The sequence below is a fragment of the Sulfitobacter sp. OXR-159 genome, assembly GCF_034377145.1.
GTDB lineage: Bacteria > Pseudomonadota > Alphaproteobacteria > Rhodobacterales > Rhodobacteraceae > Sulfitobacter.
The window spans coordinates 201,345-226,572 of the sequence record NZ_CP139708.1 but is presented as its reverse complement, the minus strand read 5'-3'; the positions used below and the strand labels follow the sequence as shown (position 1 = coordinate 226,572).

Genomic DNA, 25,228 nt, shown 5'->3' with positions numbered 1-25,228 from the left:
CAAGAGACGTAACAGGAGAGAGAAGATGACACGCAAGCCAGAGGGTACCACCGACGCACCCGTTCGCAAGGACCGGCGCGACTTCCTGAAATTCGCGGGCTCCGCCGCCCCCTTGGCCGCCGTTGCCGTGGCCACCACAGGGACCGAGGCCGAAGCGGCCCAAGCCCCCGACCTGTCGTCGGACCGTATCCAAGACACCGAACACACGCGCGCCTATTACGCCGCCGCGCGGTTCTGACCAGATAACAGGGGCGCGGCCCCGAAACTTGGCAGGGCGAAAACGCCCGCCGTTCAATAGCCACCTCAGGCGGGGACCAGCCCGCGCATAGGGAGTGAAGATATGTTGAGGAAAAAGACCAATGGGGTCGCGCGGTCTGCGCAGCGGACAGGCATCATGTCCGATGTGGCGCGCAGCGGTATTGACCGGCGCGCGTTCCTGCGCGGCTCGGGCCTTGCCATCGGCGGGCTTGCGGCAATCGCAGGCACCGCGGGCAGCGTGCAACAGGCATCAGCCGCCACCGCAGCCGTCAGCGGAAAGATGGAAGTCAAGAAATCCGTCTGCACCCATTGCTCGGTCGGTTGTACCGTCATCGCCGAAGTGTCGGACGGTGTTTGGCTCGGTCAAGAACCCGGTTGGGACAGCCCCTTCAACCTCGGCGCGCATTGCGCCAAGGGCGCCTCGGTCCGTGAGCACGCCCATGGCGAGCGCCGCCTGAAGTATCCGATGAAGAAAGTCGGCGGCGAATGGCAGCGGATTTCTTGGGAGCAGGCGATCAACGAGATCGGCGATCAGATGCTGTCGATCCGCGACACCTCTGGCCCGGATTCGGTCTATTGGCTCGGCTCGGCGAAACACTCCAACGAACAAGCCTATCTGTTCCGCAAGTTCGCCGCCTATTGGGGCACCAACAACGTCGACCACCAAGCGCGGATTTGTCACTCCACCACCGTGGCGGGCGTGGCGAACACATGGGGCTACGGCGCCATGACCAACAGCTACAACGACATCCACAAGTCGCGCGCAATCTTCATCATCGGCGGCAACCCCGCCGAGGCGCACCCGGTGTCGCTGCAGCACGTGCTGAAAGCCAAGGAAGAGAACAACGCGCCGCTGATCGTCTGCGATCCGCGTTTCACCCGTACCGCGGCCCATGCCGACGAATATGTACGCTTCCGTCCGGGGTCGGACGTGGCGCTGGTTTGGGGCATCCTCTACCACATCTTCGAGAACGGTTGGGAGGATGAGGAATTCATCCGCACCCGCGTCTGGGGCATGGATGAAATCCGTCAGGAAGTCGCCAACTGGACCCCCGATGAGGTTGAGCGCGTCACCGGCGTGCCCGGCGAACAGCTTCAGCGCGTCGCGCGGACACTGGCCAACCACCGCCCCGGCACCGTGATCTGGTGCATGGGTGGCACGCAGCACACCAACGGCAACAACAACACCCGCGCTTACTGCATTCTGCAGCTGGCCTTGGGCAACATGGGCACCGCCGGTGGCGGCACCAACATCTTCCGCGGCCACGACAACGTGCAAGGCGCGACCGACCTTGGCGTTCTGGCCGATACGCTGCCGGGCTACTACGGCCTGTCCGATGGCTCTTGGGCGCATTGGGCGCGGGTCTGGGGTGAGGATCTGGAATGGATCCAGAGCCGCTTCGCCTCGTGGACCGATGGCGCGGGCGAAGAGCAAAAGATGATCAACCTCATCGGCATCCCGGTGTCGCGTTGGATCGATGGTGTGCTTGAGGACCGTGAGAACCTTGAGCAGCCCGACAACACCAAAGCCATGGTGCTCTGGGGCCACGCGCCGAACTCGCAGACCCGTCAGGGTGAGATGAAAACGGCGATGGAAAAGCTCGACCTGCTGGTTGTGGTCGACCCATACCCAACCGTCTCTGCCGTTCTCCACGATCGGACCGACAACACCTACCTGCTCCCGGCCTGTACGCAGTTCGAAACCTCCGGTTCCGTGACCGCATCGAACCGCTCGCTCCAGTGGCGCGAAAAGGTCGTCGAGCCGCTGTTTGAAAGCCTGCCGGACCACACGATCCTCTATAAGTTCGCCAAGAAGTTCGGCTTTGATGATCGCATGTTCCGCAACATCGAAGTGAACGGTGAAGAGCCGCTCATCGAAGACCTGACGCGCGAGTTCAACAAAGGCATGTGGACCATCGGCTATACCGGGCAGTCGCCCGAGCGGATGAAAATGCACATGCAGAACCAGCACACCTTCGACAAAACCACTCTGCGTGCCAACGGCGGCCCGGCGGATGGCGATTACTACGGCATGCCATGGCCCTGCTGGGGCACGCCCGAGATGAACCACCCCGGCACGGCGAACCTTTACGATCTGTCGCTGCCAGTGGCCGAAGGCGGCCTGACCTTCCGCGCCCGTTTCGGCGTTGAACGTGACGGTGAAAACCTGCTGGCTGAAGGTGTCTATTCCAAAGGCTCCGAGATCAAAGACGGCTATCCTGAATTCACCATGCAGATGCTGACGGATTTGGGCTGGGACGGCGATCTCACAGCGGAGGAACGCGCCATCATCGAAGCGGTCGCAGGTTACGAGAAGCCTGAAAATGCGGACGATGGCCAAGAAGAGGTCGGTGAAACCTCGCATCAAGGCGAGATGGAATCGGATTACGTGGCCCAAGTCGGTGGCATCAACTGGAAGACCGACCTTTCGGGCGGCATCCAGCGGGTCGCGATTGAACATGGCTGCGCCCCCTTCGGTAACGCCAAGGCCCGCTGTGTGGTCTGGACCTTCCCCGATCCGGTGCCAAAACACCGCGAGCCGCTTTATTCAAACCGGCGCGATCTGGTCGCGGATTACCCAACCTACGAAGACAAGACCTTCTGGCGGGTGCCGACGCTTTATGCCTCGATCCAAAAGAACGACTTCTCGCAGGAATTCCCGATCATCCTCACTTCTGGCCGCTTGGTCGAATATGAGGGCGGCGGGGACGAGACCCGGTCGAACCCATGGTTGGCCGAGTTGCAACAGAACATGTTCATCGAGATCAACACCCGTGACGCCAACAACCTTGGCGTGCGCGACGGGTCCGACGTTTGGGTCGAAGGGCCCGAGGGCGGCAAGATCAAAGTGATGGCCATGGTCACCGAACGGGTGGGCGAGGGCGTGGCCTTCATGCCCTTCCACTTCGGCGGGCACATGGAAGGTGTCAGCCTGCGGGACAAATACCCCGATGGGGCCGATCCGATCGTTCTGGGCGAAAGCACCAACACGGTTCAGACCTACGGCTACGATTCAGTGACGCAAATGCAGGAGACCAAAGCGACTCTCTGCAAGATTATGCCAGCGTAAGGAGATAAGAGAATGGCAAGAGCAAAGTTTCTCTGCGATGCCGAGCGCTGCATTGAATGCAACGCATGTGTCACGGCTTGTAAGAACGAACACGAAGTCCCTTGGGGCATCAACCGCCGCCGCGTGGTGACCATTCAAGACGGCCAACCGGGCGAACGCTCGATCTCGGTCGCTTGTATGCACTGCTCGGACGCGCCCTGTATGGCGGTCTGCCCGGTGGATTGTTTCTACCAGACCGACGATGGCATCGTCCTGCACTCAAAGGACCTCTGCATTGGTTGCGGTTACTGCTTCTACGCCTGCCCCTTCGGCGCGCCGCAGTATCCGCAGGCTGGCAACTTCGGCAGCCGCGGCAAGATGGACAAATGTACCTTCTGCGCCGGTGGCCCCGAGGAAAACCACAGCCAAGCCGAATTTCAGAAGTACGGCCGCAACCGGATCGCGGAAGGCAAACTGCCAATCTGCGCCGAGATGTGTTCGACCAAGGCATTGCTGGCGGGTGACGGGGACATGGTCTCCGACATCTACCGCGAGCGTGTCGTCGCGCGCGGCTTTGGCTCCGGCGCTTGGGGCTGGGGCACGGCTTACGAGCAAAAAGGCCAGTAACGGCTTTCGGGGCGGCCTGACCGGGTCGCCCCTTTACTCCATATCTGTCTAGCCGGGGGATTTCCCATGCTGCGCCACCTGATGGCTCTTTTCATTCTCGCCTTGGCCGCGCTGCCGGTCAGCGCCACGGCGCAGGACGTGCGCCTGCCCGAGAACGCGACCCCCTCGGCCATTGACCGCGCCAACACCGGCGGCGCGCAGAACCTGGCCGACATCGAACGCCGCCAAAACGGGGCCGAGATTGACGACGGGTTCCGGCGCAACAATTTGGGTGGTGATGCCGCAACGGTGCCGGGGCTTGGCCCGCTTGGCGGGCGGTCAGATCCGGACCTGTGGCGTGGCATCCGCTATAACGAATTGCCCGTGCGCGTGAGCACGATGAACAAGACGGGCCGCGTCCTCGTACAGGACAACGGGATGTGGTGGCAGCAGTTCCGCGAAGGGCCTCTGGCAACCTACGGCGCTTGGCTTCTTGCCGGGACGCTGGCCGTGCTGCTGCTCTTTTACCTTCTGCGAGGCCGGATCCGCATCGAAGGCGGCAAGGTCGGGCGTACCGTCACCCGCTTCAAAGCGATCGAACGGTTTGCCCATTGGATGCTGGCCGGGTCTTTCATCCTGCTTGCCCTGACAGGCTTGGCCACGCTCTTTGGCCGTAAGGTGGTCATTCCGCTCTTAGGGCATGAGTTCAACTCGGTCCTGCTGACCGGGTCCAAGTTCATCCACAACAACGTGTCATGGGCCTTTATGATCGCGCTCGTCATGGTCTTTGTGATGTGGATTTGGCACAATATCCCGAACAAGACCGATTGGGTTTGGATCAAGCAAGGCGGCGGGTTCATCGGCGACAAACACCCGCCCGCGAAAAAGTTTAACTTCGGGCAAAAGATCGTTTTCTGGGCCGTGATCCTGCTGGGCTTCTCGGTCTCGCTCTCGGGGCTGTCGCTGCTGTTTCCCTTCGAGATCCAGCTTTTCGGGCATACCTTCAACCTTATCAATGACATCGGCATGGCCGAGGCCGCAGGCTTTGGTCCGCTTCAGGGCGATCTGACGCCCCATGCGGAAATGCAATATGCCCAACTGTGGCACGCGATCATCGGCTTTCTGATGATGGCGGTGATCTTGGGGCACATCTATATCGGGACACTCGGTATGGAAGGCGCCTTTGACGCCATGGGCAACGGCGAGGTTGATGAACGTTGGGCCGAGCAGCACCATTCGCTCTGGCTTGATGAGGTCAAAGATGACAAGCGGACCCCCGCAGAATGATGGGCGGCGTTCAGGTAAAAGGATACGCGCAATGAAAGCCATGCTGGCAGGGTTTCTGGGCGTCGCGGTGATCGGCGTTGTGGCCTATTTCGGACTGCATGAGATAGGCTTTTCCTCGGCTGAGGTCTATTCAGGTGAAAACGTCCGGTTGGACTGACACCGAAGAGGCATATCATGGCGGCAGGCGATGAATACGGCGGCACGCTCGAGGGCGCGTCGATCCTTGTGATCGACGACGAACCGGGGATGCGCCATTTCCTGACCAAGATTTTGGAGCCGCGTGCCAAGCGCGTGGCGCAGGCCGCGTCGCCTGCAGAGGCCACCAAACTCTTGGACGAGGCGCATTTCGATGTGGTCGTTCTGGACAATGTCATGCCCGGCAAAACCGGGCTGGAATGGGTAGTCGAGCAGCGCCGCAAAGGGTTTTACGCCGACACGGTTCTGATCACCGCCTATGCCGATCTGGAAACCGCCATCGCCGCGCTGCGCGCGGGCGTCAGTGATTTCGTGCTGAAACCCTTCCGGGCGAACCAAATCCTCGGCGCCGTTTCCCGCACGCTCGACCGCAAGAACCTCCGCCGCGACAACACACTGCTGCGGCGTGAATTGCAGGGCGGGGCAGCGGTGCAGATGCTTGGCAAGTCCGAGGCCCTGTCGAAGGTGCGCGGGATGCTGAACCGCCTAGCCCCGGTCCCGACGCCAGTGCTTTTTACCGGGGCCAGCGGCACGGGCAAGGAGTTGGCCGCGCGGCAACTGCACCAGATGTCTGACCGCGCCGACCATCCTTTCGTTGCGGTCAACTGCGCCGCCATCACGCCGGATCGGATCGTGCCTGAACTCTTCGGTGCGGTGGAGGGGAACGAAACCCTACAGCCGGGGCTGTTCCTTTTGGCCGATGGCGGCACGCTGTTCCTTGATGAAGTGGCGCAGATGCCGGAGCAGTTGCAGGCGGCTTTGTTGCGAGTACTGGAAGATCAACGCATCCGGCCCGAAGGGGCCGAGCGGGAAATTCCGCTGAACCTGCGGTTCCTTTTCGCCACAAATGCCGATCTGCCCAAAGCGGTGGAGGAGGGGCGTTTCCGCGCAGACCTTTATCACCGCATGAATGTTGTCGAAGTCGCAATGCCGCCGCTCAAGGACCGCTCGGATGATATCGTCGAACTGGCGGCGATGTTCATGCAGCAATTCTCGACCGCGCTTGGCATGCCCGCGCTGCGGTTGGATGCCGAGACATTGCTCAAGCTGCGGCGCTACGATTGGCCGGGCAATGTGCGAGAATTGCGAAATCTGATCGAACGGTCGGTCATCCTCGGCAGCCTGCCCGAAGCCTTTGCGGGCCATGGCACCGTCGATGGGCTAAGGGCAATCGAGGATCTCGAACTGGTCACACAGCGCCACATGCTGCACATTCTTGATCTTTCGGGCGGCAACCGGGCCGAGGCCGCGCGGCGCTTGGGCGTCTCTCGTAAAACCGTTGACCGCAAGCTTGCCGCTTGGGCCGCTGAGGGGCTGGATATCGACGCCCTTTGAGGGGAGCAAAGCTATGTGATTTGCGCATATCCGTTCCGCGGGCGCGGAATCCATCGTTCCTTTCGGGAATTCTGTTCTGTCTCTGGGCCCACAGTAGGAAATTCGACCCGCGCACACCCGATGGCCATAGCTCCCATTCCTTCTGAACCGATCCCGCCCGTCAAACGTTCCTGTTTCAGCAATGGTGTTGAAGCGGGCGGCGCCCGGTGACATCTGATGCTCAAGCGTTACAGGAGTAAATTCAATGCTGAAACAGATCGTTACCGCCACCGCGCTCGCCGCGGTTTCTGGCACCGCAGCCTTCGCCCAAGACAACGAAACGCTCCGCGTGGGCATGTCGGGCGGCTATTTCCCCTTCACCTTCGTTAAGCAGGACGTGCTTCAGGGGTTCGAAGTCGACGTGATGAATGCTGTCGGCGAAGAGGCGGGCTTTGAGGTTGAGTTCGAAACCATGGCCTTTTCCGGTCTGATCGGCGCGCTGGACGCAGGCCGCATCGACACGATCGCCAACCAGATCACCATCACGCCAGAGCGTGAAGAAAAGTTCGCCTTTACCGCGCCTTACGTATTTGATGGCGCGCAGGTCGTGACCAAAGAGGGCAACGAAGAGATCGGTGGCGTCGAAGACCTGCGCGGTAAAACCGTTGCGGTCAACCTCGGCTCGAACTTCGAGCAGCTTTTGAACGAACTCGACTTTGCAGATGAGATCGAGATCAAGACCTATGAGTCCAACATCGCCCAAGACACCGCGCTTGGCCGGGTGGATGCATTCGTGATGGACCGGGTTTCCTCAGCCCAGCTGATTCAGGAAAGCCCCCTGCCGCTGCAACTGGCAGGCAAGCCGTTCTCCGAAATCCGCAACGCGCTGCCGTTCCAAGACAATGACGAAGGCCGCGCCCTGCGGGACCGTGTCGACACCGCACTGGAGTCCCTGCGCGAAGACGGTACACTGACGGAAATCTCGGACAAATGGTTCGGCACTGACATCACCAAAGCGGAGTAACCCATGCGGGCGCTAGACCTTGACTACATGCTGGGGCTGGTGCCCGTCATATTGGGCTATGTACCGTTAACTTTGTTCATGGCGGTGGCGGGGATGGTGTTCGCACTGATCCTCGCCTCGCTTTTGGCTGTCGAACGGGTGGCCAAAGTGCCTGTTCTCGACTGGTTCGTGATCGTCTTCATCAGCTTTTTCCGCGGCACGCCGCTGCTGGTGCAGTTGTTTCTGTTCTACTTTGGCCTGCCGCAGGTGCTGTCATTCCTGTCGGATATCAACGGTGTGACCGCCGCCATCATGGGGCTGACCTTGCATTTCTCGGCCTATATGGCCGAGAGCATCCGCGCCGCGATCATGGGGGTCGACCGCAGCCAATGGGAGGCCGCGCAATCCATCGGCATGACCCAAGGCCAGATGATGCGGCGTATCATCCTGCCACAGGCCGCCCGGATCGCCGCGCCCACATTGGTCAACTATTTCATCGACATGATCAAAGGCACCTCGCTGGCCTTTACTCTTGGCGTGACCGAAATGATGGGCGCAGCCCAGAAAGAGGCGGCGGGCAGCTTCCTTTACTTCGAGGCCTATCTCGTTGTGGCGATGATCTATTGGGTCATTGTCGAAGCGCTTAGCCAGATGCAAAAGCGGCTTGAAACCTATCTAAACAAGGCGTTCGTCCGATGATCGATATCACTGGCCTGACCAAACATTTCGGCGGCGCGCCGGTCCTCAATGGCATTGATTTGCAGATTGCCGAAGGCGAGCGCGTGGTTGTCATCGGCCCCTCCGGCACGGGCAAATCGACCCTGCTGCGCTGTCTCAACTTCCTCGACGTGCCGCAGGCGGGGACCATTCGCATCGGTGATGTGACGGTTGACGCCGCAAAGGCGCGCAAGGCCGACATTCTGGCGCTGCGCCGTCGGACCGCGATGGTGTTTCAGAACTACGCCTTGTTCGCCAACAAGACGGCGAAAGAGAACATCATGGAGGCGCTTGTCACCGTGCAAAAGCGCCCCAAGGATGAGGCGGAGCAGCGCGCGCTTTCGGTCTTGGCCGAGACCGGATTGGCCGACAAGGCCGACAGTTTCCCCGCGGCGCTGTCCGGCGGGCAACAGCAACGTGTCGGCATCGGCCGGGCGATGGCGCTTGGGGCCGAGTTGATGCTGTTCGATGAGCCGACATCCGCGCTTGATCCTGAATGGGTCGGTGAGGTGCTGGACCTGATGCGCGCGGTGGCAGAGCGCAAGCAAACCATGCTGATCGTGACCCATGAGATGCAGTTCGCCCGTGAGATCGCGGATCGGGTGATCTTTATGGACGGCGGCAAGATTGTTGAGAGCGGCCCGCCATCTGAGATTTTCAGCGCGCCCAAGGATGCGCGATTGCAAAAGTTTCTCAAGCGTGTCGAGGGCTAGGCGGGTGCCGCGCGCCTGTCGCGAGGTATTTGTCGCTTTTACCGGCTTGGCCCGCTATGCTGCGGTGCAGAGAACCTATTGAAGGCTTGGCAAATGAGCGCCCGGATTATCTGTGTAGCCCAACAAAAGGGTGGGGCAGGCAAGACCACCCTCGTTTCGAACTTGGCGATTGCCTATTTAGCAGCGGGCAAAAGCGTGGGCCTGTTGGATACGGACCCTCAAGGCAGCCTCGGCAAGTGGCTCGACGTTCGCGAAGAGATGCTTGGGCTTGATCCAAAGCTGAAGTTCGCAACGGCGACTCCCTATGGGATATCCCGCGCCATCCGGACGGTCGGCAACGAGGCTGATGTCATTCTCATCGATACGCCCCCAAAGGCGGATAGCGATGTGCGTTGGGTCCTGCGCGACTCGGATCTGGTGTTGGTGCCGGTATCGGCCAGTCAGGCCGATGTTTGGGCGACCCATGACGTATTGGATTTGGCCGAGCGGGCGCAGAAACCGACGCATATCGTGATGAACCGCACCCGCGCCGGCACGCGGGTCGGCGATGACGTGGCTAAATCGGTGTCCGAGCTTGGGGCCGAGCGGCTTGACGCTTCGCTGGCCAACAGAGTGATCTACGCCGATGCCCTCGGCCGGGGTCTGGGTGTGGTCGAGGCGAAAAAGTCCGGCCCTGCCGCGGATGAAGTTCGTGCGCTGGCGCAAGAGGTCGCAGGCATTCTTGAACTGTAGTCCCGGCTGAGCGGGGCTAACTCTGTCGCGGTACAAAGCAAGCCCCTGCTAACGTAGAAAGGCCCGCCATTTGGCGGGCCTTTCCGTTAGAACCGATAGGTTCAAATCACTCCGCGCAGGCGCGGATTTTTTCGATGTCCGGCCCGTTGGGCGTGCGGCCCAAGTTGAAGGGGGCCGATGCATCACGCCATTTGGCGTAGTCGTTCAGATACTCCAACTGGCTCAGGTAAACCTTTGCGGAATCGGGGTTCTCACAGGCGGTTTCTTCGATGGTTTCGTTGGCCATTTCCTGAACGGTGGCCAGCGTTTCATCGTCGTAGCGGTTGATCTCGATGCCCGCATCGAGGAACTGCTGATAGGCTTCGGTCGCGCGCTTCTCGGTGAAGGAGAGCGACCAGACGAGGTTGGCCTGTGCCGCGATTTCAAGCGCTTCGCGGGTTTCGTCCGACAGCGCGTCCCACGCGCCTTTGTTGATCATCACACCGAAGATCGACGCCGACTGGTGCCAGCCCGGTGTCGCCCAGTATTTGGTGACCTGCTGGAAACCGCCCGAGAAGTCGACGTTGGGGGTCGAGAATTCCGCGCCATCAATCACGCCGCGCTCAAGCGACTGGTAGATTTCGCCACCAGCCATGGAGACCTGAGAGCCGCCCAGTTTTTCCAACAGACGGCCCTGCTCCAGACCCGACAGACGCAGACGCTTGCCCTTGAGGTCTTCCAGCGTGACGATCTGCTCGTTGGTGCGGAAACCGGATTCGTTGTTGGTCACGCCGTAGGGCAGGTAGACCATGCCGAACTTGCCGTAGATCTCGTTGTAGAGCTCTTTGCCGCCCCACTGCTCGATCCAGTTGACGTAATCAACCGCGTTGAACAGGCTCGCCGTGGTCGCCAGCGGCGAGAAGGCAGAGTTGCGGCCAGCCCAGTAACCGGGCCAGTCGGCGCCAGCCTGCACCGTGTTGGATTCAACCGCGCCGAAAACTTCGCCTGCGGGCACGAGGGAGCCGCCTTCGAAGAATTCAATGGTCAGGTCTTCGCCGGTCAGCTTATTGGCCAGATCAACGAAATGCTTGTCGATCTCGATCAGTTCCAGCGAAGTGGGCCATGTGGTGGTCATGGTCCAGTTGTCTTGGGCCGCGGCTTGCGTGCCAAAGCCTGCGCAGAGTGCCAGACCGGCAAGTGTTGATTTCAATTTCATAATATTCTCTCCTCCGTTGATTTATTTTGTATAGAGCGTTTCCGGCAGCCAAGTGACAAGCTGCGGGAACAGGGCGATGGCCACGCACATCATCAGGATCAGCCCGATGAACGGCAGCACACCAATGATGATATGCGACGTCTTGACCTCCCGCGGGGCGATGGCGCGCAGGTAGAACAGCGCATATCCAAAGGGCGGGGTGAGGAAGGACGTCTGCAAGACCACCGACATTAGGACGACGAACCACAACAGGCTCACGTCCATCTCCTGCACGATGGGCAGGAAGATCGGGAAGGACAGCAGCACGATGCCGGTCCAATCGAGGAAAGCACCAAGAATGAAGACGATGAACATCATCATCGCGATCAGCATCCAAGGGGCCATATCAAGGTTGCGGATGATCTCTTGCGTGGCGCGCAGACCCCCGGTGATGTTGAACACCCCGGTAAAGGCCGTCGCACCAATGACGATAAAGAGAATCATCGCAGAGGTCCGGCCCGTCTCCAACATCGCACCATAGAAGCTCGCCCATGTGAACTTGCGGCGCATGATCACGATAAGCAGAGCCAGCGCAGCACCGATGGCCGAGGCCTCGGTTGCGGTGGCAATCCCCGCAAGCAGGGAGCCAAGGATACCGAGGATCAGCACCAGCGGCGGCACGGCTTCGATCAGCAGCATCCGCACCAGCGCGGGTTTGGAGATCTTCTCATCAGGCTCAACCGCGGGAGCCATATCCGGGCGTACCACGGCCACGATAAAGACCCACACCGCATAGAGCAGCCCCAGCACCACGCCGGGCACCATCGCACCGGCGAAAAGCTCGCCCACCGACAGGGGCGAATAGGAGGCCATAAGGATCAACATGATCGACGGCGGGATCAGAATGCCCAGACAGCCGGAGGCCGCGATGACGCCGGTGGTCAGTGTCGGGCTGTAGCCATATTGCAGCATCGGGCGCAGGGCCATCACGCCCATCACGGTGATCGACGCACCGATGATGCCTGTGGTGGCGGCCAGCAGGATCGAGATGAAGACCACCGCCAGCGCCAGACCGCCGCGGATGTTGGACATCAAAAGCCGAAGCGATTCGAACATCTTATCCGTCACGCCCGAATCGGACAGGAACCGCGCCATCAAGATGAACAGCGGAATCGCGATCAGCGTGAAGTTGTCGAGCACATCGCCGAAAATCCGGTTGATGACGATGCCCAGCACCATGGGCTTGCCAGCGATGACAGCGCCCAAAACGGCGGTGCCGCCCAGAACGAAGGCCAGCGGGTGGCCCATGAAAAGGCCCAGCAACAGCAGGCCAAACATGGTGAGTGCAATGAGTTCAGGCGTCACGGGGCAGTTCCTGACGGTTAAGTACGAGTTTCAAAAATTCCGCCACACCTTGCAGCAACAGCAAACCAGCGGCGAGCGCCATGGCCATTTTCAGCGGATAGACCGGCAGCTGCACCGAGCCATAGGTCGTCTCGCCCTGAGCATAAGAGCGCATGGCGAATTCATAAGAGCGGGTGGTGAAGATCCACGCGAAGGGGAAGAAAAAGATCACATAGCCCGCCGCTTCGACCCAGCGTCGCAAGGTGGGGGCAAGGGTTTCGGTGATCAGATCGACCCGCACATGGGCCTGATGACGCAGCGCATAGCCGCCCAGCATCACGAAATAGAAGCCATATAACTGTTTCGTAACGTCAAAAGCCCAGCGAGTCGGGTCATTCAGCGCATAGCGCATGAAAACGTCATAGATGATGATTGCGGCGAAAATGACGGCGACGACCGACACGATACGCCCGACGAATTCGTTCATCTGGTCGATGAATTTTATCAAGATCTGAGCCCTCCCTGGCAGCTCGCACATTATTGGGCTTTCTGCCGAAAACAAGGCAAAAGACCAATAATAATGCTGCTTTAAGTAGCACTACGTATGCGGCGTGGGGAGAGTTTGTCCAGAAGGAGAGGTTTCAATTTGCCTAAGCCATGGACATTTTCGAAAAGCGACGATTATCTGCTGCGCAGAGCCCTCCGCATCGACGTCGGGGGAGGCTTAGCAAATATCCGTTTGGGAGGAAAAACATGGATCGTCGTTCATTTATCCGCAAAGCTGGTGTGATGGGGGCAGGTGCCGCCGCCACGACACTTGCCGCGCCCGCTATTGCGCAGGGCAACATCACGTGGCGCATGGTCACCACTTGGCCCAAGAACTTCCCCGGTCTGGGTGTCGGCGCGCAGCGTCTGGCCGACCGGATCACCGCCGCCTCGGGTGGCGAGCTGACCATTCAGGTCTTCTCCGCCGGTGAAATGGTGCCGCCGCTGCAATCGCTCGACGCCGTGATCGACGGCACCGCCGAGATGAGCCACGGTGCCGCCTACTACTGGCAGAACAAATCGCCGGCACTGTCCTTCTTTACCGGCGTTCCTTACGGCATGACCACGCCCGAGCTGACCGCTTGGATGCGTTACATGGGCGGTCAGGAAATCTGGGACGAGATCTATGACCAGTTCGGCGTTCAGGGCTTCCTGTCCGGCAACACCGGCACCCAGACGGGTGGTTGGTTCCGCGATGAGCTGAAAAGCCTCGATGATGTCAAAGGCGTGCGTTTCCGGACGCCGGGCCTTGGTGGCCGCGTGTGGGAGAAGCTGGGCGCGACCGTGACCAACATGGCCGCGGGCGAGATCTTCCAAGCGCTGCAGTCGGGCACACTCGATGCCGCAGAATTTGTCGGCCCCTATAACGATCTGGCGCTCGGCTTCCATCAGGTGGCCAAGAACTACTACATGCCGTCCTTCGTGGAATCGGGTCTGGCGACCGAGCTTGTCGTCGACAAGAAGAAGTATCAGGAACTGCCCGAGAACCTGCAGGCGATCATTCGCGATGTAAGCCAAGCGGAATACGACCAAGTCGCCGCCGACTTCTACGCAAATGATCCCCGTGCGCTGAAGACGCTGCAGGAAGAGCATGGCGTGACCGTGCGCAACTTCCCCGACGACATCATGGAAGCCGGTGCCAAAGCCTCGGTCGAAGTGGTCGAAGAGCTGCGCAACAGCGACGATCCGCTGGTCAAGAAGACCGCCGACAGCTTTGTCGAAGCGCTGAACCTCGTCCGCACCCGGACCGAGAACATCGACAGCCCCTATGTTCAGGCGCGTCAGAAGTTCTTGAAGTACTAAGCTTCGCGTTCAGGAATGTGGAAAGGCCCGGTGGAGACACCGGGCCTTTCGCGTTTATACGCGAAGGGCATCGCCCTCCCTGGGGGGCGATAGGAACCTTCGAAAGTGGCCTGTGCGGTGCGACAGTCTTCACCCATCCGGGTGGCGAGAGGTTGCAAAATCGCCCTCCGGGGGGAGGGAGGGCGATGCCCGGTGTGCCACCGGGCGAGACAGTTCTGACACCTCTTCTTCATAGCAAAAGGCCCGGCGTTTCCACCGGGCCTTTGCTCTGAAAAAACGCCGTCTTACCCGGCGATCAACTTCGGCAACCACGTCACGATCTGCGGGAAGGCGAAAAGGATCGCAATCGCCACCACCTGCAACATCACAAACGGCAGGATGCCCTTGTAAATCGCACTGGTCGGCAGATCCGCCGGAGCCACCCCGCGCAGATAGAACAGCGCAAAGCCGAAGGGCGGCGTCAGGAAGGAGGTCTGCAAGTTCACCCCCACCAGTACGCCCAGCCAGATCGGATCAATGTCCAGCATCAAAAGCACGGGCGCGGTGATCGGGATCACGATGAAGATGATCTCAAAGGTATCAAGGATGAACCCGAGGAAGAACATGATGATCATCACCACCGCCACCGCCGCCAAGGGGCCGCCGGGCAGGTTGCTCAGGAACTCATGCACCAGATTGTCGCCGCCCATCATGCGGAACACGATGGAAAAGACCGAGGCGCCCAGCAGAATGATGAAGACCATACTGGTGATCGTGGCCGTGGCGATCATCGTCTCCCGCAGGATGCGGAAGGACAGGCGCCAACGCAGGGCCGCCAGCACCATCGCCCCCACCGCCCCGACAGAGGCCGCCTCGGTCGGGGTGGCAATGCCCCCGAGAATCGAGCCCAGCACGGCGAGGATCAGCAAAAGCGGCGGCACCAGCGCCACAAAGAAATCCCGCACCAACTGGCTTTTCTCATCCGCAGGAACCGGCGTCGCGGGGCAAGAGGCCGGCGCGGTCGCGGCCTTGAACAAGACATAGCTGAGGTAAAGCGAGACCAGCAAAATGCCCGGCAGCAGGGCCCCGGCAAAAAGGTCCCCCACCGAGACCGGCGTCGGGGCAAAGTTGCCCTTGGCCATCTGCACCTGAGAGTTGATGCCCGACAGCATGTCGCCCATGAAGATCAGCACGGTGGACGGCGGAATGATCTGACCCAATGTCCCGCTGGCACAGATCACCCCGGTGGCAAGTTTCGGGTCATAGCCCGCCCGCAGCATCGCAGGCAGTGAGATCAGCCCCATGGTGACCACCGTGGCCCCCACAACCCCGGTAGAGGCCGCAAGCATCGCGCCCACCAGCACCACGGAAATCCCAAGACCACCGCGCATATTGCCAAAGAGTTTGCCCATGGTCAGCAGCAATTGCTCGGCGATCTGGCTGCGTTCCAGCATCACCCCCATGAAGATGAAAAGTGGCACCGCGACCAGCACTTCGTTGGTCATAAAGCCGATGTAGCGGTTCGGCAGCGAGCCGAAGTTCGATGGGTCAAAAACGCCGAAGCCAATGCCCACGGCCCCGAAAAGCAGTGATACGCCAGCGAGGGTAAAGGCGACCGGGAAGCCCAATAGCAAAAAGCCGATCACGCCAAAGAACATAAGCGCGGCGAGCATCTCGCCAATCAAAATCGGATCCATCAAACGGCTCCCTGCGGATGGTCTGCGGGGATTTGGTCCCGGCTGTATTGCATGGATTTGGGCACCAGCTCAGCATTGCCGCTGAGCACGAGGATGGAGCGGATGATCCATGCAATCCCTTGAATTGCGAGTAGAAATGCAAAGCCGATGATGAAGGCCTTGAGAATATAAAGCCCCGGCATGCCGCCCACATTGGCGGACCCTTCTTGATAACCCCATGCGCGTGTCACGAAGGGCATCGAATAGGTGTAAACGATCCAGCAGAAGGGCAGCAAAAAAACGACCACGCCGATCAGGTCGATCAGCGCGCGGCGTGCCATCGTGGCGGGGCGGTAAAAGATATCGACCCGCACATGGTCGTCGCGCAGCAGGGCAAAGCCCGCAACGGCGGTGAACATCGCGCCGTTTAGCCAAATATAAAGGTCTTGCATCCAAACGAAGCTGATCGCGAAAAGATAGCGCTGCACGACCACGGTGAAACAGACCAACACGATGCCGAGTGCGAGCCATGAGAAGAGATTGCCGATGAATAAGTTCACCGCGCAGATAACTCTGGCAATTGCTGCTAAGAAACGCACCTTGTCCCCTCTCCCGTCAAGTTCGTTTGACCGTCAATCAAAGGGAGGGGGCTAAATGTCAAGATTTAGATGGCGGGTGGCCCTCAACGGGCCGCATTTGTCCCGCCCGCAGTTGCAGGAGGGCAACCGAAGGGCGGGGCCGCTCAGTAGATGTTGGTTTCGGGGGCGCTGCCTTGCCGCACCGAGCCGCGGTACATCCCTTGGGAATTGAACGGCATGGCGATATTGCCCGCGCCGTCCACGGCGATGACCCCGCCCGACCCGTCGTTGGGGGCCAGATCCTGCAGCACCACATGATCGGCGGCGGTGGCAAGGTCTTCGCCCGCGTGGCGCATGCGTGCGGCGATCTCTCCGGCGGCGTTCCAGCGGATAAAGACCTCTCCATGTCCGGTGGCCGAGACCGCGCAGGTCGCGTTATCGGCGAATGTGCCCGCGCCGATCATCGGCGTGTCGCCCACGCGGCCCGGGGCCTTGGCGGTCATGCCCCCTGTTGAGGTGGCGGCAGCTATATTTCCTCCAACATCGCGCGCCACGGCCCCCACGGTGCCATGCCGCCGCGCCGGATCGTCCGAGACTTCGCCGCGCGCCCGCATCGCAAGCGTCTCTTGCAGCGCGTCCCAGCGGGACTGGGTGAAAAAGTAGTCGCGGTCGCCGAATTCAAGCCCCGCTTGCCGCGCGATCTCGAGTGCGTTGGGGCCAATGAGCGTGACATGCTCGGTCCGCTCCATCACTGCGCGGGCCAGTTTCACCGGGTTCTTCGGGCCAAAGACACCGGCGACCGATCCCGCCCTGCGGTCGCGCCCGTCCATCACGGCGGCGTCCATCTCCTGCGCGCCTTCCGAGGTATAGACCGCGCCGCGCCCTGCGTTGAACAGGGGCTCATCCTCCAGCGCGCAGACCGCCGCTTCGACCGCGTCCATCGCGCTGCCCCCTTCGCGCAGGATGGCTTCGCCCGCCTCCAGCGCGCGGGCGAGGGCGTCGTGATAGGCGGCCTCCTGCTCGGGGGTGATGTTTTCCTTCAGGAGGGTTCCGGCACCGCCGTGGATGGCAAGGGAATAGGTCATGTCGGTCCTTTCGATCCGGGGGGGCGTCTAGCCCGCTACCCGGTGAAGCATTTGGCGGCCCGGGGTCAGCCCCTGCACCTTTTCCACGATCGACCGCGCGTCGATCCCGAAGTGGCGATAAAGGTCGGCAATGGTGCCGGTCTGGCCGAAGTGCTCAACCCCAAGCGGCACCGTCTGGTGCCCAACGACCGAGCCCAGCCACGAAAGCGTCGCCGGATGCCCGTCGATCACCGTGACCAGTTTGCAGTTGCGCGGGAGCTGCCCCAGCAGCGTCTCGATATGGCTTTGCGCCGCGTGGTAGCCGCGCGCGCGGGCGCGTTGCGCGGCGGTCCAGCCCGCGTTCAGACGGTCGGCAGAGGTCACCGCCAGTACGCCGACATCGCGGCGGCCTTCGGCGATGTTGCCCGCCGCTTTGATCGCTTCGGGCGCCACCGCACCTTGATAGGCAATCACCACGTCGCAGTTCGGCCCCGGCTTGCGCAGCCAATAGGCCCCGTCGATGGCGCCTTGGCGGAAGTCCTCGTCGACCCGCTTGCCGGGCTGTTCGATGGGATTGGTGGTGAGCCGGAGATAGACCGAGCCGCCGGTCTCATCGCGCAGCCACGTGCGCTCGTCCGGGTCGCCTTCGCCATCCTTTTGCAGATAATCGAAAGCCCACTGCATGATGACGGCCAACTCATCGGCAAAGGCGGGCTCGAAGCTCGCCAACCCGTCTTGGCTCATCCCAATCAGCGGCGTGCCGATGGATTGATGCGCGCCGCCCTCGGGGGCGAGCGTCACGCCCGATGGCGTGCCGACAATCATAAAGCGCGCATCTTGATAGCAGGCATAGTTCAGCGCATCCAAGCCGCGGGCGACAAAGGGGTCGTAGACCGTGCCGATGGGAATGACCCGTTTTCCAAAGAGCGAATGCGACAGACCCGCCGCACCCAAGAGCAGAAAGAGATTCATCTCGGCGATGCCAAGCTCGATATGCTGGCCCTCGGGGGTGAACTCCCATTTCGCGGTGGAGGGGATCTTCTCGTTGATGAAGGTGTCGGCCTGTTCGCTGCGCGCAAACAGCTTGCGCCGGTTCACCCACGGGCCGAGGTTCGTGGTGCCGGTCACATCGGGGGACATGGTGACGATACGCGCGGCCAGATCGCTGTCGCCTTTCGACAGATCGTCGAGGATCTTGCCAAAGGCCATCTGCGTGGAAATCTCGCGGTCGCTGGAAAGTTCGATCTGCGGCACCGGCAGGGCTGCGTCACCGTAGCGGCGGCGGCCCTTGGCAAAAAACGGCACGCGGTCGAGCGCGGTTTGCAGGGCATCGGGGTCGTCGACGGTGGCGAATTTCTCCCATTCCGCGCCCTCATTCACGCCCATGTGTTTCTGCCAATCGGCCATCTGACTTTTGGTCATCAGCCCGCCGTGGTTGTCCTTGTGCCCCGCGATCGGCGTGCCCCAGCCCTTGATCGTGTAGGCCAGAAAACAGACCGGGCGGTCGTGGTCGATGGCGGCAAAGGTCTCGGCCATGGTCTGCACGCAGTTGCCGCCGAGGTTCTCCATCAGATCGGCCAGTTCGTCATCACTGCGCGCGTCGATTAGTGCTGTGACATCGCCCTGATCGCCAAGCGCCTCCATCAGCCGCTCGCGCCAGACCGCGCCGCCCTGATAGGTCAGCGCCGAGTAAAGTTGGTTGGGGCAATTGTCGATCCAGTCGCGCAGCTTGTCGCCGCCCGGCTCGTCGAAAGCCGCACGTTGCAGGGCGCCGTATTTCACCTTGACCACATCCCAGCCGAAGGCGTCGAAAATCTGCTCGATCCGTTTGAACAGCCCCTCGCGCACCACCCCGTCGAGCGATTGGCGGTTGTAGTCGATGATCCACCATGTGTTGCGCAGATCGTTCTTCCAGCCCTCCTGCAGGGCCTCATAAATATTGCCCTCGTCGAGTTCCGCATCGCCCACCAGCGCCACCATGCGGCCCAGATCGACATCCGCGCCCCAAGCCTTCGCGGTGATGTAATCCTGCACCAATGAGGCGAAGGAAGTCACCGCCACGCCAAGGCCGACCGAGCCGGTGGAGAAGTCCACATCGTCGATGTCCTTGGTCCGGCTGGGGTAGCTCTGCACGCCCTGAAATCCGCGGAAGTTTTCCATCTTCTCGCGGGTCTGATTGCCCATCAGATATTGCATCGCGTGGAAGATCGGCGAAGCATGGGGTTTGACCGCAACCCGGTCCTCAGGCCGCAGGGCGCTGAAATAAAGCGCCGTCATGATCGACACCATGGAGGCCGAAGACGCCTGATGCCCGCCCACTTTGATCCCGTCCACCTTGGGCCGGATGTGGTTGGCGTTGTGGATCATCCAATGCGACAGCCACAGCAGACGTTGTTCGATGGTTTTGAGCTGGGCAGGGGCGAGAGCGGTCATGGCAGGTCTTTCATCTTGAGGATCCCTCGGGCGGTGCCCTCCTCGACACCGCCCGCGACTGGTCCGGTCTTTGCCGGATCAGGCCGCTTGCATGTTATGCGCGCCAAGCGCGGCGTAAAGGTCATCAATGATGTCTTCCGCAGATTCCAGCCCAACCGAGAGCCGCACCAGCCCTTCGGCGATGCCATGCTCGGCGCGTTCCTCGGGGGAATAGGTGGAATGGGTCATGCTCGCCGGATGCTGGATCAGGCTTTCCGCATCGCCAAGGCTCACCGCGCGCTGAATGAGGTGTAGACGGTTCATAAAGGCGATGCCGCCCGGTTTGCCGCCCTTGACCTCAAAGGGGATCATGCCGCCGAAATTGCCCATCTGCCGCCGCGCCAGTTCGGCCTGCGGAAAGCTCTCCAGCCCCGGATAGGCGACATGCAGCACCGCCGGATGCGCTTCGAGCGCCTCGGCCACCTTGGCCGCGGTGGCGCAGTGCCGTTCCATCCGCAGTTCCAGCGTTTTAATCCCGCGCAAGAGCAGCATGGCGGTCAGGGGCGACATCACGGCACCGGTCATGTCTTTGAGCCCGACAAGCCGCACCTGCGTCATGTCCTCGGCACTGCCAACGACAAGACCCGCGACCACATCACCGTGGCCCGAGAGGAATTTCGTCGCCGAATGCAGCACGATATCCGCGCCATGTTCGATGGGGCGGGTGATCACCGGCGTGGCATAGGTGTTGTCGACCACCACCTTGGCCCCGGCGCGATGCGCGATGGCCGAGATCGCGGCGATGTCCACCAGACGGTTGTTCGGGTTCGCGGGCGTCTCGAAATAGACGATCTTGGTCTGGGCGCTGATTACCTCGGAGAGGTTTTCAGGCTCGGTCATATCGACCAGCGTCACCTTGACGCCAAAGCGCGGCAGACCGTGGGTCATGAAGGCGAAGGTGCAGCCGTAAAGCGTCTTGTCGATGATGATCTCATCGCCCGCCTGCAGGAATGTCCAGAGCGTGGAGGTGATCGCCCCCATGCCCGAGGCGGTGGCGAGGCCCGCTTCGGCCCCCTCAAGATTGGCGATGCGCTTTTCCAGATGGTCCAGCGTCGGATTGGAAATGCGGGTATAGAAATGCCCCGCGCGTTCGCCCGCGAACATGTCGCCACCGGCCTCGGCGGTCTCGAAGGTGAAGGTCGAGCTCATGTAGATCGGCGGGTTCAGCGCGCCCTGTTCGCTTTGCGCGTCATACCCGTGGTGGATGGCGCGGGTGGAAAAGGATTTCTGGTTCTCGGTCATGTCAGGCCCCTGTCTGAATTTTAGGGCATGATCCGATGGCGCAAGAGGCGTTTGGTTGCTAATATATGCGCAGATTGCAGAGGATTTGGCATATCATGCCCCAAACACCCCGATTGGACGCGACTGACCGCCGCATCATCCGCGCGCTACAGCGCAATGGCCGGATGACGAACCTTGATCTGGCCGAGGAAGTTGGCCTGTCGCCTTCCCCCTGTCTCCGCCGCCTGCGCGCGCTTGAGAAAAACGGCGCGATCCGTGGCTATAGTGTGGAGGTCGACGCCAAGGCCTACGGCCTGCCGGTTACGGTCATGGTGCGGGTGACGCTCGATGGCCATGACGAGGGCACGGTGAAACGTTTTGAAAATAAGATTCGCGCGATCCCGGAGGTGCTGGAGTGTTTCGTGATGAGCGGATTGTCAGACTACCTGCTGCGCGTGGTGGTGGGTGATCTGGAAGACTACGAGCGTTTCGTGCGCGCCCGGCTGCACCCCATCGGCGGCATCGGGTCAATCGACACCAGTTTTGTCTACGGGGTGGTCAAACGCTCTCAGGTCTATCCTGATATCGGGGGCTGAGCGGGCGCGATTGAGGACGCCGAAACCATTTAACCGGTTTACAATTCCGCCCCCCTTGGGAAAGGTTCGCCCCAAGCCCCGAGGAGTCCCCATGACATTCGCCGCCACCCCCGCCCTGCAAGCCGTCGTCGATCACGCGCTGGCGCATGAGACTGACTGGCCCCGCTCGATGTATCACCCCGATGGGGCCTATGTTGGCAACCGCGAGTGGAACGAAAGCGGCCCTTGGACCGAGATCGTGGGCCCGGTAAAGCCGCGCGGCGGCCCGGCAGGGGTGATCCTGCACCGGGGGCAGCGGGTCGCCGATTGGGGCGATACGACGCGGACCGACATGACCTTTTCCATCGCCAAGAGCTACCTGTCGGTGCTGGCGGGGCTGGCGGTGAAGGATGGGCTGATCACCGACCTCGACGCGCCCGTGGGCGACAGCGTGCCGGGGCCGCATTTTGCGGGCGACCACAACGGGCGCATCACTTGGCGGCATATGTTGCAGATGAACAGCGAATGGCGCGGCGAGATTTTCGGCAAGGACGATCAGGTCGACCATTACCGCCAGATCGGGCCGGGGGCAGACAACAGCCGCAAGGGACAATTGCGCAAAGTCGGCCCACCGGGAAGCCATTACGAATACAATGACGTGCGGGTAAATGCGCTGGCCTATGCGCTGTTGATGCGCTTTGGCCGCCCGCTGCCAGAGGTGCTGCGCGAGCGGATCATGGACCCGATTGGCGCCTCAGACGACTGGCGGTGGGAGGGCTATTCAACGTCGTGGATCGAGATGGCGGGCAGGCGCGTTCAATCGGTCACCGGCGGTGGCCATTGGGGCGGCGGGCTGTTCATCGGCGCCGACGATCACGCGCGCTTCGGCCAGTTCATCTGCCAAAACGGCCAGTGGAACGGCGCGCAGATCTTGCCCGAAGGTTGGATGCAGCAAGCGCTGACGCCCACGCCGACACTGGATAAATACGGCTTCCTGTGGTGGCTGAACCGCGGGGCGGAGGCTGACCCCAAGCTGCCCGAAACCGCCTTTAGCGCGCAGGGCGCGGGTGGGCACACGATCTGGATCGCGCCGAAGCATGACATCGTGGCGGTGATGCGCTGGCTCGCCCCAACCGCCACGCCCCACTTTCTGCGCCAGCTTTTTGCCGCGCTGGCAGACCACTGAGATACGAAAGGAAAACCCCATGAAGATCGCGACCTTCGGCGTCGAAATGTGGATGAACGAGTTCGAAAACCACTGCCGCTACAACCTCGCCGAGACCTGCGTCGATTCGATCACATTGGGAGAGTTGATCGACATGGCGGGCGTCGACAATTCGGTGCTGGGCGAATTGCGCGGGATGCGCATGGGCTACGGCGCGATCGAAGGCTCGGACCGTCTGCGCGACGCAGTGGCGGGGCTTTATGAGACTCAAAGCCGCGAGAACATCCTGACCACCCATGGCACCATCGGGGCCAATGCCTTGGTACATCAGACTCTGATCTCGCGCGGCGACCATGTCATCGCCATCGTGCCGACCTACCAGCAGCACTATTCCATCCCCGAGAGCATCGGCGCAGAGGTCGAACTGCTGCACCTGCGCCCCGAGAACGGGTTTCTGCCCGATCTGAACGAATTGCGCGCCATGATGCGCCCTGACACGCGGATGATCGCCACCAACAATCCCAACAACCCGACCGGCGCGCTGATGGACCGCGCGATGCTGGCAGAGATCGCCGAGATCGCGCGCGGCAGCGAGGCTTGGGTGCTCTGCGATGAGGTCTATCGCGGCACCGATCAGACGGGTGATGGCTATACCGCCTCGATCTGCGATCTCTCCGACCGCGGCATCAGCACGGCGGGCATGTCCAAGGCCTATTCGCTGGCCGGGCTGCGCGTGGGCTGGGTGGCGGGGCCGCAGGCGCTGCTTGAGAAGATCATGATCCACCGTGACTACAATACGATTTCCGTCGGGGGGATCGACGAGTATTTCTCGGCTCTCGCGCTTGAGAGCCGTGCGCAGATCCTTGACCGCGCACATCGGATCACCCGGGGGAACCTCGAAATTTTGGCAGATTGGGTTGAGGCGGAGCCGCTGATCTCATGGGTGAAACCCCAGTCGGGCACAACGGCGCTGGTGAAATACGACCTACCGCTGCGCAGCCGCGAGTTCTGCACCCAGTTGCTGGAGGAAGAGGGCGTGCTTTTCACCCCCGGCAGCGCCATGGATATGGAGGGTTGGCTGCGCATCGGTTTCGCCAATTCGACCGCCGACTTGCAGGCCGGGCTGGCACTTGTCTCGACCTTCCTCGCGCGGCAGAGCGCGGCCCAGACCACCACGCAGCCTTAACCGATGACCGCCCTCCGCCGTGGTCATCGGTTCTGACGGACCCATATGCCGCTGCGGCGCATCTCAGCCAACCTGATGGAGCCTATCATGCCGCCAGTCTCTGATCTGATCGCCCAATCCGCCGCGCGTTCCTGCGTGGTTCACCGCAAGATCGCAGGCGCGATTTCACGCACCCCGGTGATCGCCTCGCGCCTGCCGATGGCAGAGGGCACGCGGCTTTTCTACAAAACCGAGAACTTTCAACACACCGGGTCGTTCAAGCTGCGCGGGGCAAGTGCCAAACTGACCACGGTGCCGCTGGACCGACCGGTCATCACCGCATCCTCCGGCAACCACGGCATCGCCTGTTCACGTGCCGCCCAGACCACGGGGCATGATTTGATCGTCGTGCTGCCCGAGACGGTCGTCGCCAAGAAACGCAAAACCATCGAAGGTTTTGGCACCAAGGTCGTGATCCATGGGTCGGATGCGTCGTTTTCGGAACGGCATGCGCAGGCCTTGGCCGAGGCCGAAGGCTACACCTATATCTCACCCTACAACGACGCCGAGGTGATCGCGGGCCAAGGCACCGCCGCGCTGGAACTGCTTGACCAGATCGAAGGGATCGACACTGTCTTTATCTCGATGGGCGGGGGCGGGTTGATCTCGGGCATGGGGTCGGTGATCAAAGAGTTCTCGCCGCAAACCCGTGTGATCGGCGTGAGTGCTGCCAACAGCTGCGCTCTGGCGGCGTCGATCAAGGCGGGCAAGATCGTCGAGACGGACCATCTTGACACGCTGGCCGATGGCGTGGCGGGCGGGGTCGATGAGGGGTCGCTCACCCTGCCGATGGCAAGCGCGGTGATCGACGAGATCGTATATTGCAACGAAGAACAAATCGCCGCCGCGCTAAAGGTGCTGGCATGGGAAGAGAATATGTTGGTCGAAGGGGCCGCCGCCTTGGCGCTGGCGGCCTATCTGGCGGAACCGCAGAAATACGCAGGCCAAACCTCTGCCGTCTTGCTTTGCGGGGGCAACTACGAGGTCGATCAGTTGCGCGGCATCATCTGAATTCAATCCGACCCGCTATAGC

The 25,228-nt window shown here is 61.3% G+C and carries 23 protein-coding genes; 15 read left to right on the top strand and 8 right to left on the bottom strand.

Annotation, left to right across the window (positions count from 1 at the left end; translation table 11 throughout):
• The first annotated feature begins 25 nt into the window (after positions 1-25).
• From T8A63_RS19000 to parA, 10 genes are all read left to right on the top strand, one after another.
• The gene (locus T8A63_RS19000; protein ID WP_067935401.1) at positions 26-238 is read left to right on the top strand and encodes a twin-arginine translocation pathway signal protein; all 213 of its coding nucleotides are present in this window, start codon (positions 26-28) and stop codon (positions 236-238) included.
• A gap of 102 nt (positions 239-340) precedes the next feature.
• Positions 341-3,328, top strand: a complete 2,988-nt coding sequence (locus T8A63_RS18995; protein WP_322345946.1) for a formate dehydrogenase subunit alpha — start codon at positions 341-343, stop codon at positions 3,326-3,328.
• 12 nt (positions 3,329-3,340) lie between these two features.
• The gene (gene fdh3B, locus T8A63_RS18990; RefSeq protein WP_067266580.1) at positions 3,341-3,934 is read left to right on the top strand and encodes a formate dehydrogenase FDH3 subunit beta; all 594 of its coding nucleotides are present in this window, start codon (positions 3,341-3,343) and stop codon (positions 3,932-3,934) included.
• Positions 3,935-4,000: 66 nt separating this feature from the next.
• Positions 4,001-5,200 carry a formate dehydrogenase subunit gamma gene (locus tag T8A63_RS18985; RefSeq protein WP_322345944.1) on the top strand — a complete coding sequence of 400 codons (1,200 nt, stop codon included), beginning with the start codon at positions 4,001-4,003 and terminating at the stop codon, positions 5,198-5,200.
• 31 nt (positions 5,201-5,231) lie between these two features.
• Positions 5,232-5,357, top strand: coding sequence for a hypothetical protein (locus T8A63_RS18980; RefSeq protein ID WP_259950196.1), 126 nt, complete (start codon positions 5,232-5,234; stop codon positions 5,355-5,357).
• 17 nt (positions 5,358-5,374) lie between these two features.
• Positions 5,375-6,730, top strand: coding sequence for a sigma-54 dependent transcriptional regulator (locus T8A63_RS18975; RefSeq protein WP_322345942.1), 1,356 nt, complete (start codon positions 5,375-5,377; stop codon positions 6,728-6,730).
• Between the two features lie 244 nt (positions 6,731-6,974).
• Complete coding sequence (locus T8A63_RS18970; RefSeq protein WP_067627431.1) at positions 6,975-7,733, top strand: amino acid ABC transporter substrate-binding protein; 759 nt, start codon at positions 6,975-6,977, stop codon at positions 7,731-7,733.
• A 3-nt stretch (positions 7,734-7,736) separates the two neighbouring features.
• Positions 7,737-8,411, top strand: a complete 675-nt coding sequence (locus T8A63_RS18965) for an amino acid ABC transporter permease (RefSeq protein WP_067627432.1) — start codon at positions 7,737-7,739, stop codon at positions 8,409-8,411.
• Positions 8,408-9,142 (top strand): amino acid ABC transporter ATP-binding protein, encoded by a 735-nt coding sequence (locus T8A63_RS18960; RefSeq protein ID WP_322345938.1) that lies wholly within the window; start codon positions 8,408-8,410, stop codon positions 9,140-9,142. Before T8A63_RS18965 ends, T8A63_RS18960 begins: the two co-directional genes overlap by 4 nt.
• A gap of 93 nt (positions 9,143-9,235) precedes the next feature.
• Positions 9,236-9,874 (top strand): ParA family partition ATPase, encoded by a 639-nt coding sequence (gene parA, locus T8A63_RS18955; RefSeq protein WP_322345937.1) that lies wholly within the window; start codon positions 9,236-9,238, stop codon positions 9,872-9,874.
• 106 nt (positions 9,875-9,980) lie between these two features.
• Here parA and dctP read toward each other — a convergent pair whose 3' ends face one another.
• The 3 genes from dctP to T8A63_RS18940 are packed head-to-tail and all read right to left on the bottom strand — an operon-like array spanning position 9,981 to position 12,903.
• On the bottom strand, positions 9,981-11,069 hold the full coding sequence (dctP, locus tag T8A63_RS18950; RefSeq protein ID WP_067941242.1) for a TRAP transporter substrate-binding protein DctP: 1,089 nt from the start codon (positions 11,067-11,069) through the stop codon (positions 9,981-9,983).
• 21 nt (positions 11,070-11,090) lie between these two features.
• The gene (locus T8A63_RS18945) at positions 11,091-12,413 is read right to left on the bottom strand and encodes a TRAP transporter large permease (RefSeq protein WP_201722070.1); all 1,323 of its coding nucleotides are present in this window, start codon (positions 12,411-12,413) and stop codon (positions 11,091-11,093) included.
• Positions 12,403-12,903: a TRAP transporter small permease subunit gene (locus T8A63_RS18940; protein ID WP_067936149.1), complete on the bottom strand. Its 501-nt coding sequence runs from the start codon at positions 12,901-12,903 to the stop codon at positions 12,403-12,405. Before T8A63_RS18940 ends, T8A63_RS18945 begins: the two co-directional genes overlap by 11 nt.
• 242 nt (positions 12,904-13,145) lie before the next feature.
• Here T8A63_RS18940 and T8A63_RS18935 point away from each other — a divergent pair, with 242 nt between their 5' ends.
• Positions 13,146-14,240, top strand: a complete 1,095-nt coding sequence (locus tag T8A63_RS18935) for a TRAP transporter substrate-binding protein (RefSeq protein ID WP_067622572.1) — start codon at positions 13,146-13,148, stop codon at positions 14,238-14,240.
• 284 nt (positions 14,241-14,524) lie between these two features.
• Here the strand turns inward: T8A63_RS18935 and T8A63_RS18930 are convergent, their stop codons facing one another.
• From T8A63_RS18930 to T8A63_RS18910, 5 genes are all read right to left on the bottom strand, one after another.
• The gene (locus T8A63_RS18930) at positions 14,525-15,916 is read right to left on the bottom strand and encodes a TRAP transporter large permease (protein ID WP_067622574.1); all 1,392 of its coding nucleotides are present in this window, start codon (positions 15,914-15,916) and stop codon (positions 14,525-14,527) included.
• Complete coding sequence (locus T8A63_RS18925) at positions 15,916-16,494, bottom strand: TRAP transporter small permease subunit (protein ID WP_067622577.1); 579 nt, start codon at positions 16,492-16,494, stop codon at positions 15,916-15,918. The genes T8A63_RS18930 and T8A63_RS18925 overlap by 1 nt, the downstream gene beginning before the upstream one ends.
• A 143-nt stretch (positions 16,495-16,637) precedes the next feature.
• Positions 16,638-17,558, bottom strand: a complete 921-nt coding sequence (locus tag T8A63_RS18920; protein WP_322345933.1) for an isoaspartyl peptidase/L-asparaginase — start codon at positions 17,556-17,558, stop codon at positions 16,638-16,640.
• Between the two features lie 27 nt (positions 17,559-17,585).
• Positions 17,586-19,970, bottom strand: a complete 2,385-nt coding sequence (locus T8A63_RS18915; protein ID WP_322345931.1) for a transketolase-like TK C-terminal-containing protein — start codon at positions 19,968-19,970, stop codon at positions 17,586-17,588.
• A 78-nt stretch (positions 19,971-20,048) separates the two neighbouring features.
• A complete protein-coding gene (locus T8A63_RS18910; protein WP_132445454.1) occupies positions 20,049-21,251 on the bottom strand; it encodes a methionine gamma-lyase in 1,203 nt (400 codons plus the stop codon).
• A gap of 95 nt (positions 21,252-21,346) precedes the next feature.
• Between T8A63_RS18910 and T8A63_RS18905 the strand changes: the two genes are divergently transcribed.
• The 4 genes from T8A63_RS18905 to T8A63_RS18890 all read left to right on the top strand — a co-directional run bounded on the left by T8A63_RS18905 (position 21,347) and on the right by T8A63_RS18890 (position 25,206).
• Positions 21,347-21,826 carry an Lrp/AsnC family transcriptional regulator gene (locus T8A63_RS18905; RefSeq protein ID WP_120352424.1) on the top strand — a complete coding sequence of 160 codons (480 nt, stop codon included), beginning with the start codon at positions 21,347-21,349 and terminating at the stop codon, positions 21,824-21,826.
• A 91-nt stretch (positions 21,827-21,917) separates the two neighbouring features.
• The gene (locus T8A63_RS18900) at positions 21,918-22,991 is read left to right on the top strand and encodes a serine hydrolase (protein WP_322345930.1); all 1,074 of its coding nucleotides are present in this window, start codon (positions 21,918-21,920) and stop codon (positions 22,989-22,991) included.
• Between the two features lie 19 nt (positions 22,992-23,010).
• On the top strand, positions 23,011-24,156 hold the full coding sequence (locus T8A63_RS18895; protein ID WP_322345928.1) for an aminotransferase: 1,146 nt from the start codon (positions 23,011-23,013) through the stop codon (positions 24,154-24,156).
• Between the two features lie 87 nt (positions 24,157-24,243).
• The gene (locus T8A63_RS18890; RefSeq protein ID WP_322345926.1) at positions 24,244-25,206 is read left to right on the top strand and encodes a pyridoxal-phosphate dependent enzyme; all 963 of its coding nucleotides are present in this window, start codon (positions 24,244-24,246) and stop codon (positions 25,204-25,206) included.
• Positions 25,207-25,228 lie beyond the last annotated feature (22 nt).

Coding starts and splice junctions, on each gene's coding strand:
- T8A63_RS18895 (WP_322345928.1), top strand. CDS start 23,011: ATGAAGATCGCGACCTTCGGCGTCGAAATGTGGATGAACGAGTTCGAA.
- T8A63_RS18960 (WP_322345938.1), top strand. CDS start 8,408: ATGATCGATATCACTGGCCTGACCAAACATTTCGGCGGCGCGCCGGTC.
- T8A63_RS18985 (WP_322345944.1), top strand. CDS start 4,001: ATGCTGCGCCACCTGATGGCTCTTTTCATTCTCGCCTTGGCCGCGCTG.
- T8A63_RS18975 (WP_322345942.1), top strand. CDS start 5,375: ATGGCGGCAGGCGATGAATACGGCGGCACGCTCGAGGGCGCGTCGATC.
- T8A63_RS18980 (WP_259950196.1), top strand. CDS start 5,232: ATGAAAGCCATGCTGGCAGGGTTTCTGGGCGTCGCGGTGATCGGCGTT.
- T8A63_RS18920 (WP_322345933.1), bottom strand. CDS start 17,558: ATGACCTATTCCCTTGCCATCCACGGCGGTGCCGGAACCCTCCTGAAG.
- T8A63_RS18900 (WP_322345930.1), top strand. CDS start 21,918: ATGACATTCGCCGCCACCCCCGCCCTGCAAGCCGTCGTCGATCACGCG.
- dctP (WP_067941242.1), bottom strand. CDS start 11,069: ATGAAATTGAAATCAACACTTGCCGGTCTGGCACTCTGCGCAGGCTTT.
- parA (WP_322345937.1), top strand. CDS start 9,236: ATGAGCGCCCGGATTATCTGTGTAGCCCAACAAAAGGGTGGGGCAGGC.
- T8A63_RS18890 (WP_322345926.1), top strand. CDS start 24,244: ATGCCGCCAGTCTCTGATCTGATCGCCCAATCCGCCGCGCGTTCCTGC.
- T8A63_RS18935 (WP_067622572.1), top strand. CDS start 13,146: ATGGATCGTCGTTCATTTATCCGCAAAGCTGGTGTGATGGGGGCAGGT.
- fdh3B (WP_067266580.1), top strand. CDS start 3,341: ATGGCAAGAGCAAAGTTTCTCTGCGATGCCGAGCGCTGCATTGAATGC.
- T8A63_RS18915 (WP_322345931.1), bottom strand. CDS start 19,970: ATGACCGCTCTCGCCCCTGCCCAGCTCAAAACCATCGAACAACGTCTG.
- T8A63_RS18910 (WP_132445454.1), bottom strand. CDS start 21,251: ATGACCGAGAACCAGAAATCCTTTTCCACCCGCGCCATCCACCACGGG.
- T8A63_RS18905 (WP_120352424.1), top strand. CDS start 21,347: ATGCCCCAAACACCCCGATTGGACGCGACTGACCGCCGCATCATCCGC.
- T8A63_RS19000 (WP_067935401.1), top strand. CDS start 26: ATGACACGCAAGCCAGAGGGTACCACCGACGCACCCGTTCGCAAGGAC.
- T8A63_RS18965 (WP_067627432.1), top strand. CDS start 7,737: ATGCGGGCGCTAGACCTTGACTACATGCTGGGGCTGGTGCCCGTCATA.
- T8A63_RS18970 (WP_067627431.1), top strand. CDS start 6,975: ATGCTGAAACAGATCGTTACCGCCACCGCGCTCGCCGCGGTTTCTGGC.
- T8A63_RS18930 (WP_067622574.1), bottom strand. CDS start 15,916: ATGGATCCGATTTTGATTGGCGAGATGCTCGCCGCGCTTATGTTCTTT.
- T8A63_RS18995 (WP_322345946.1), top strand. CDS start 341: ATGTTGAGGAAAAAGACCAATGGGGTCGCGCGGTCTGCGCAGCGGACA.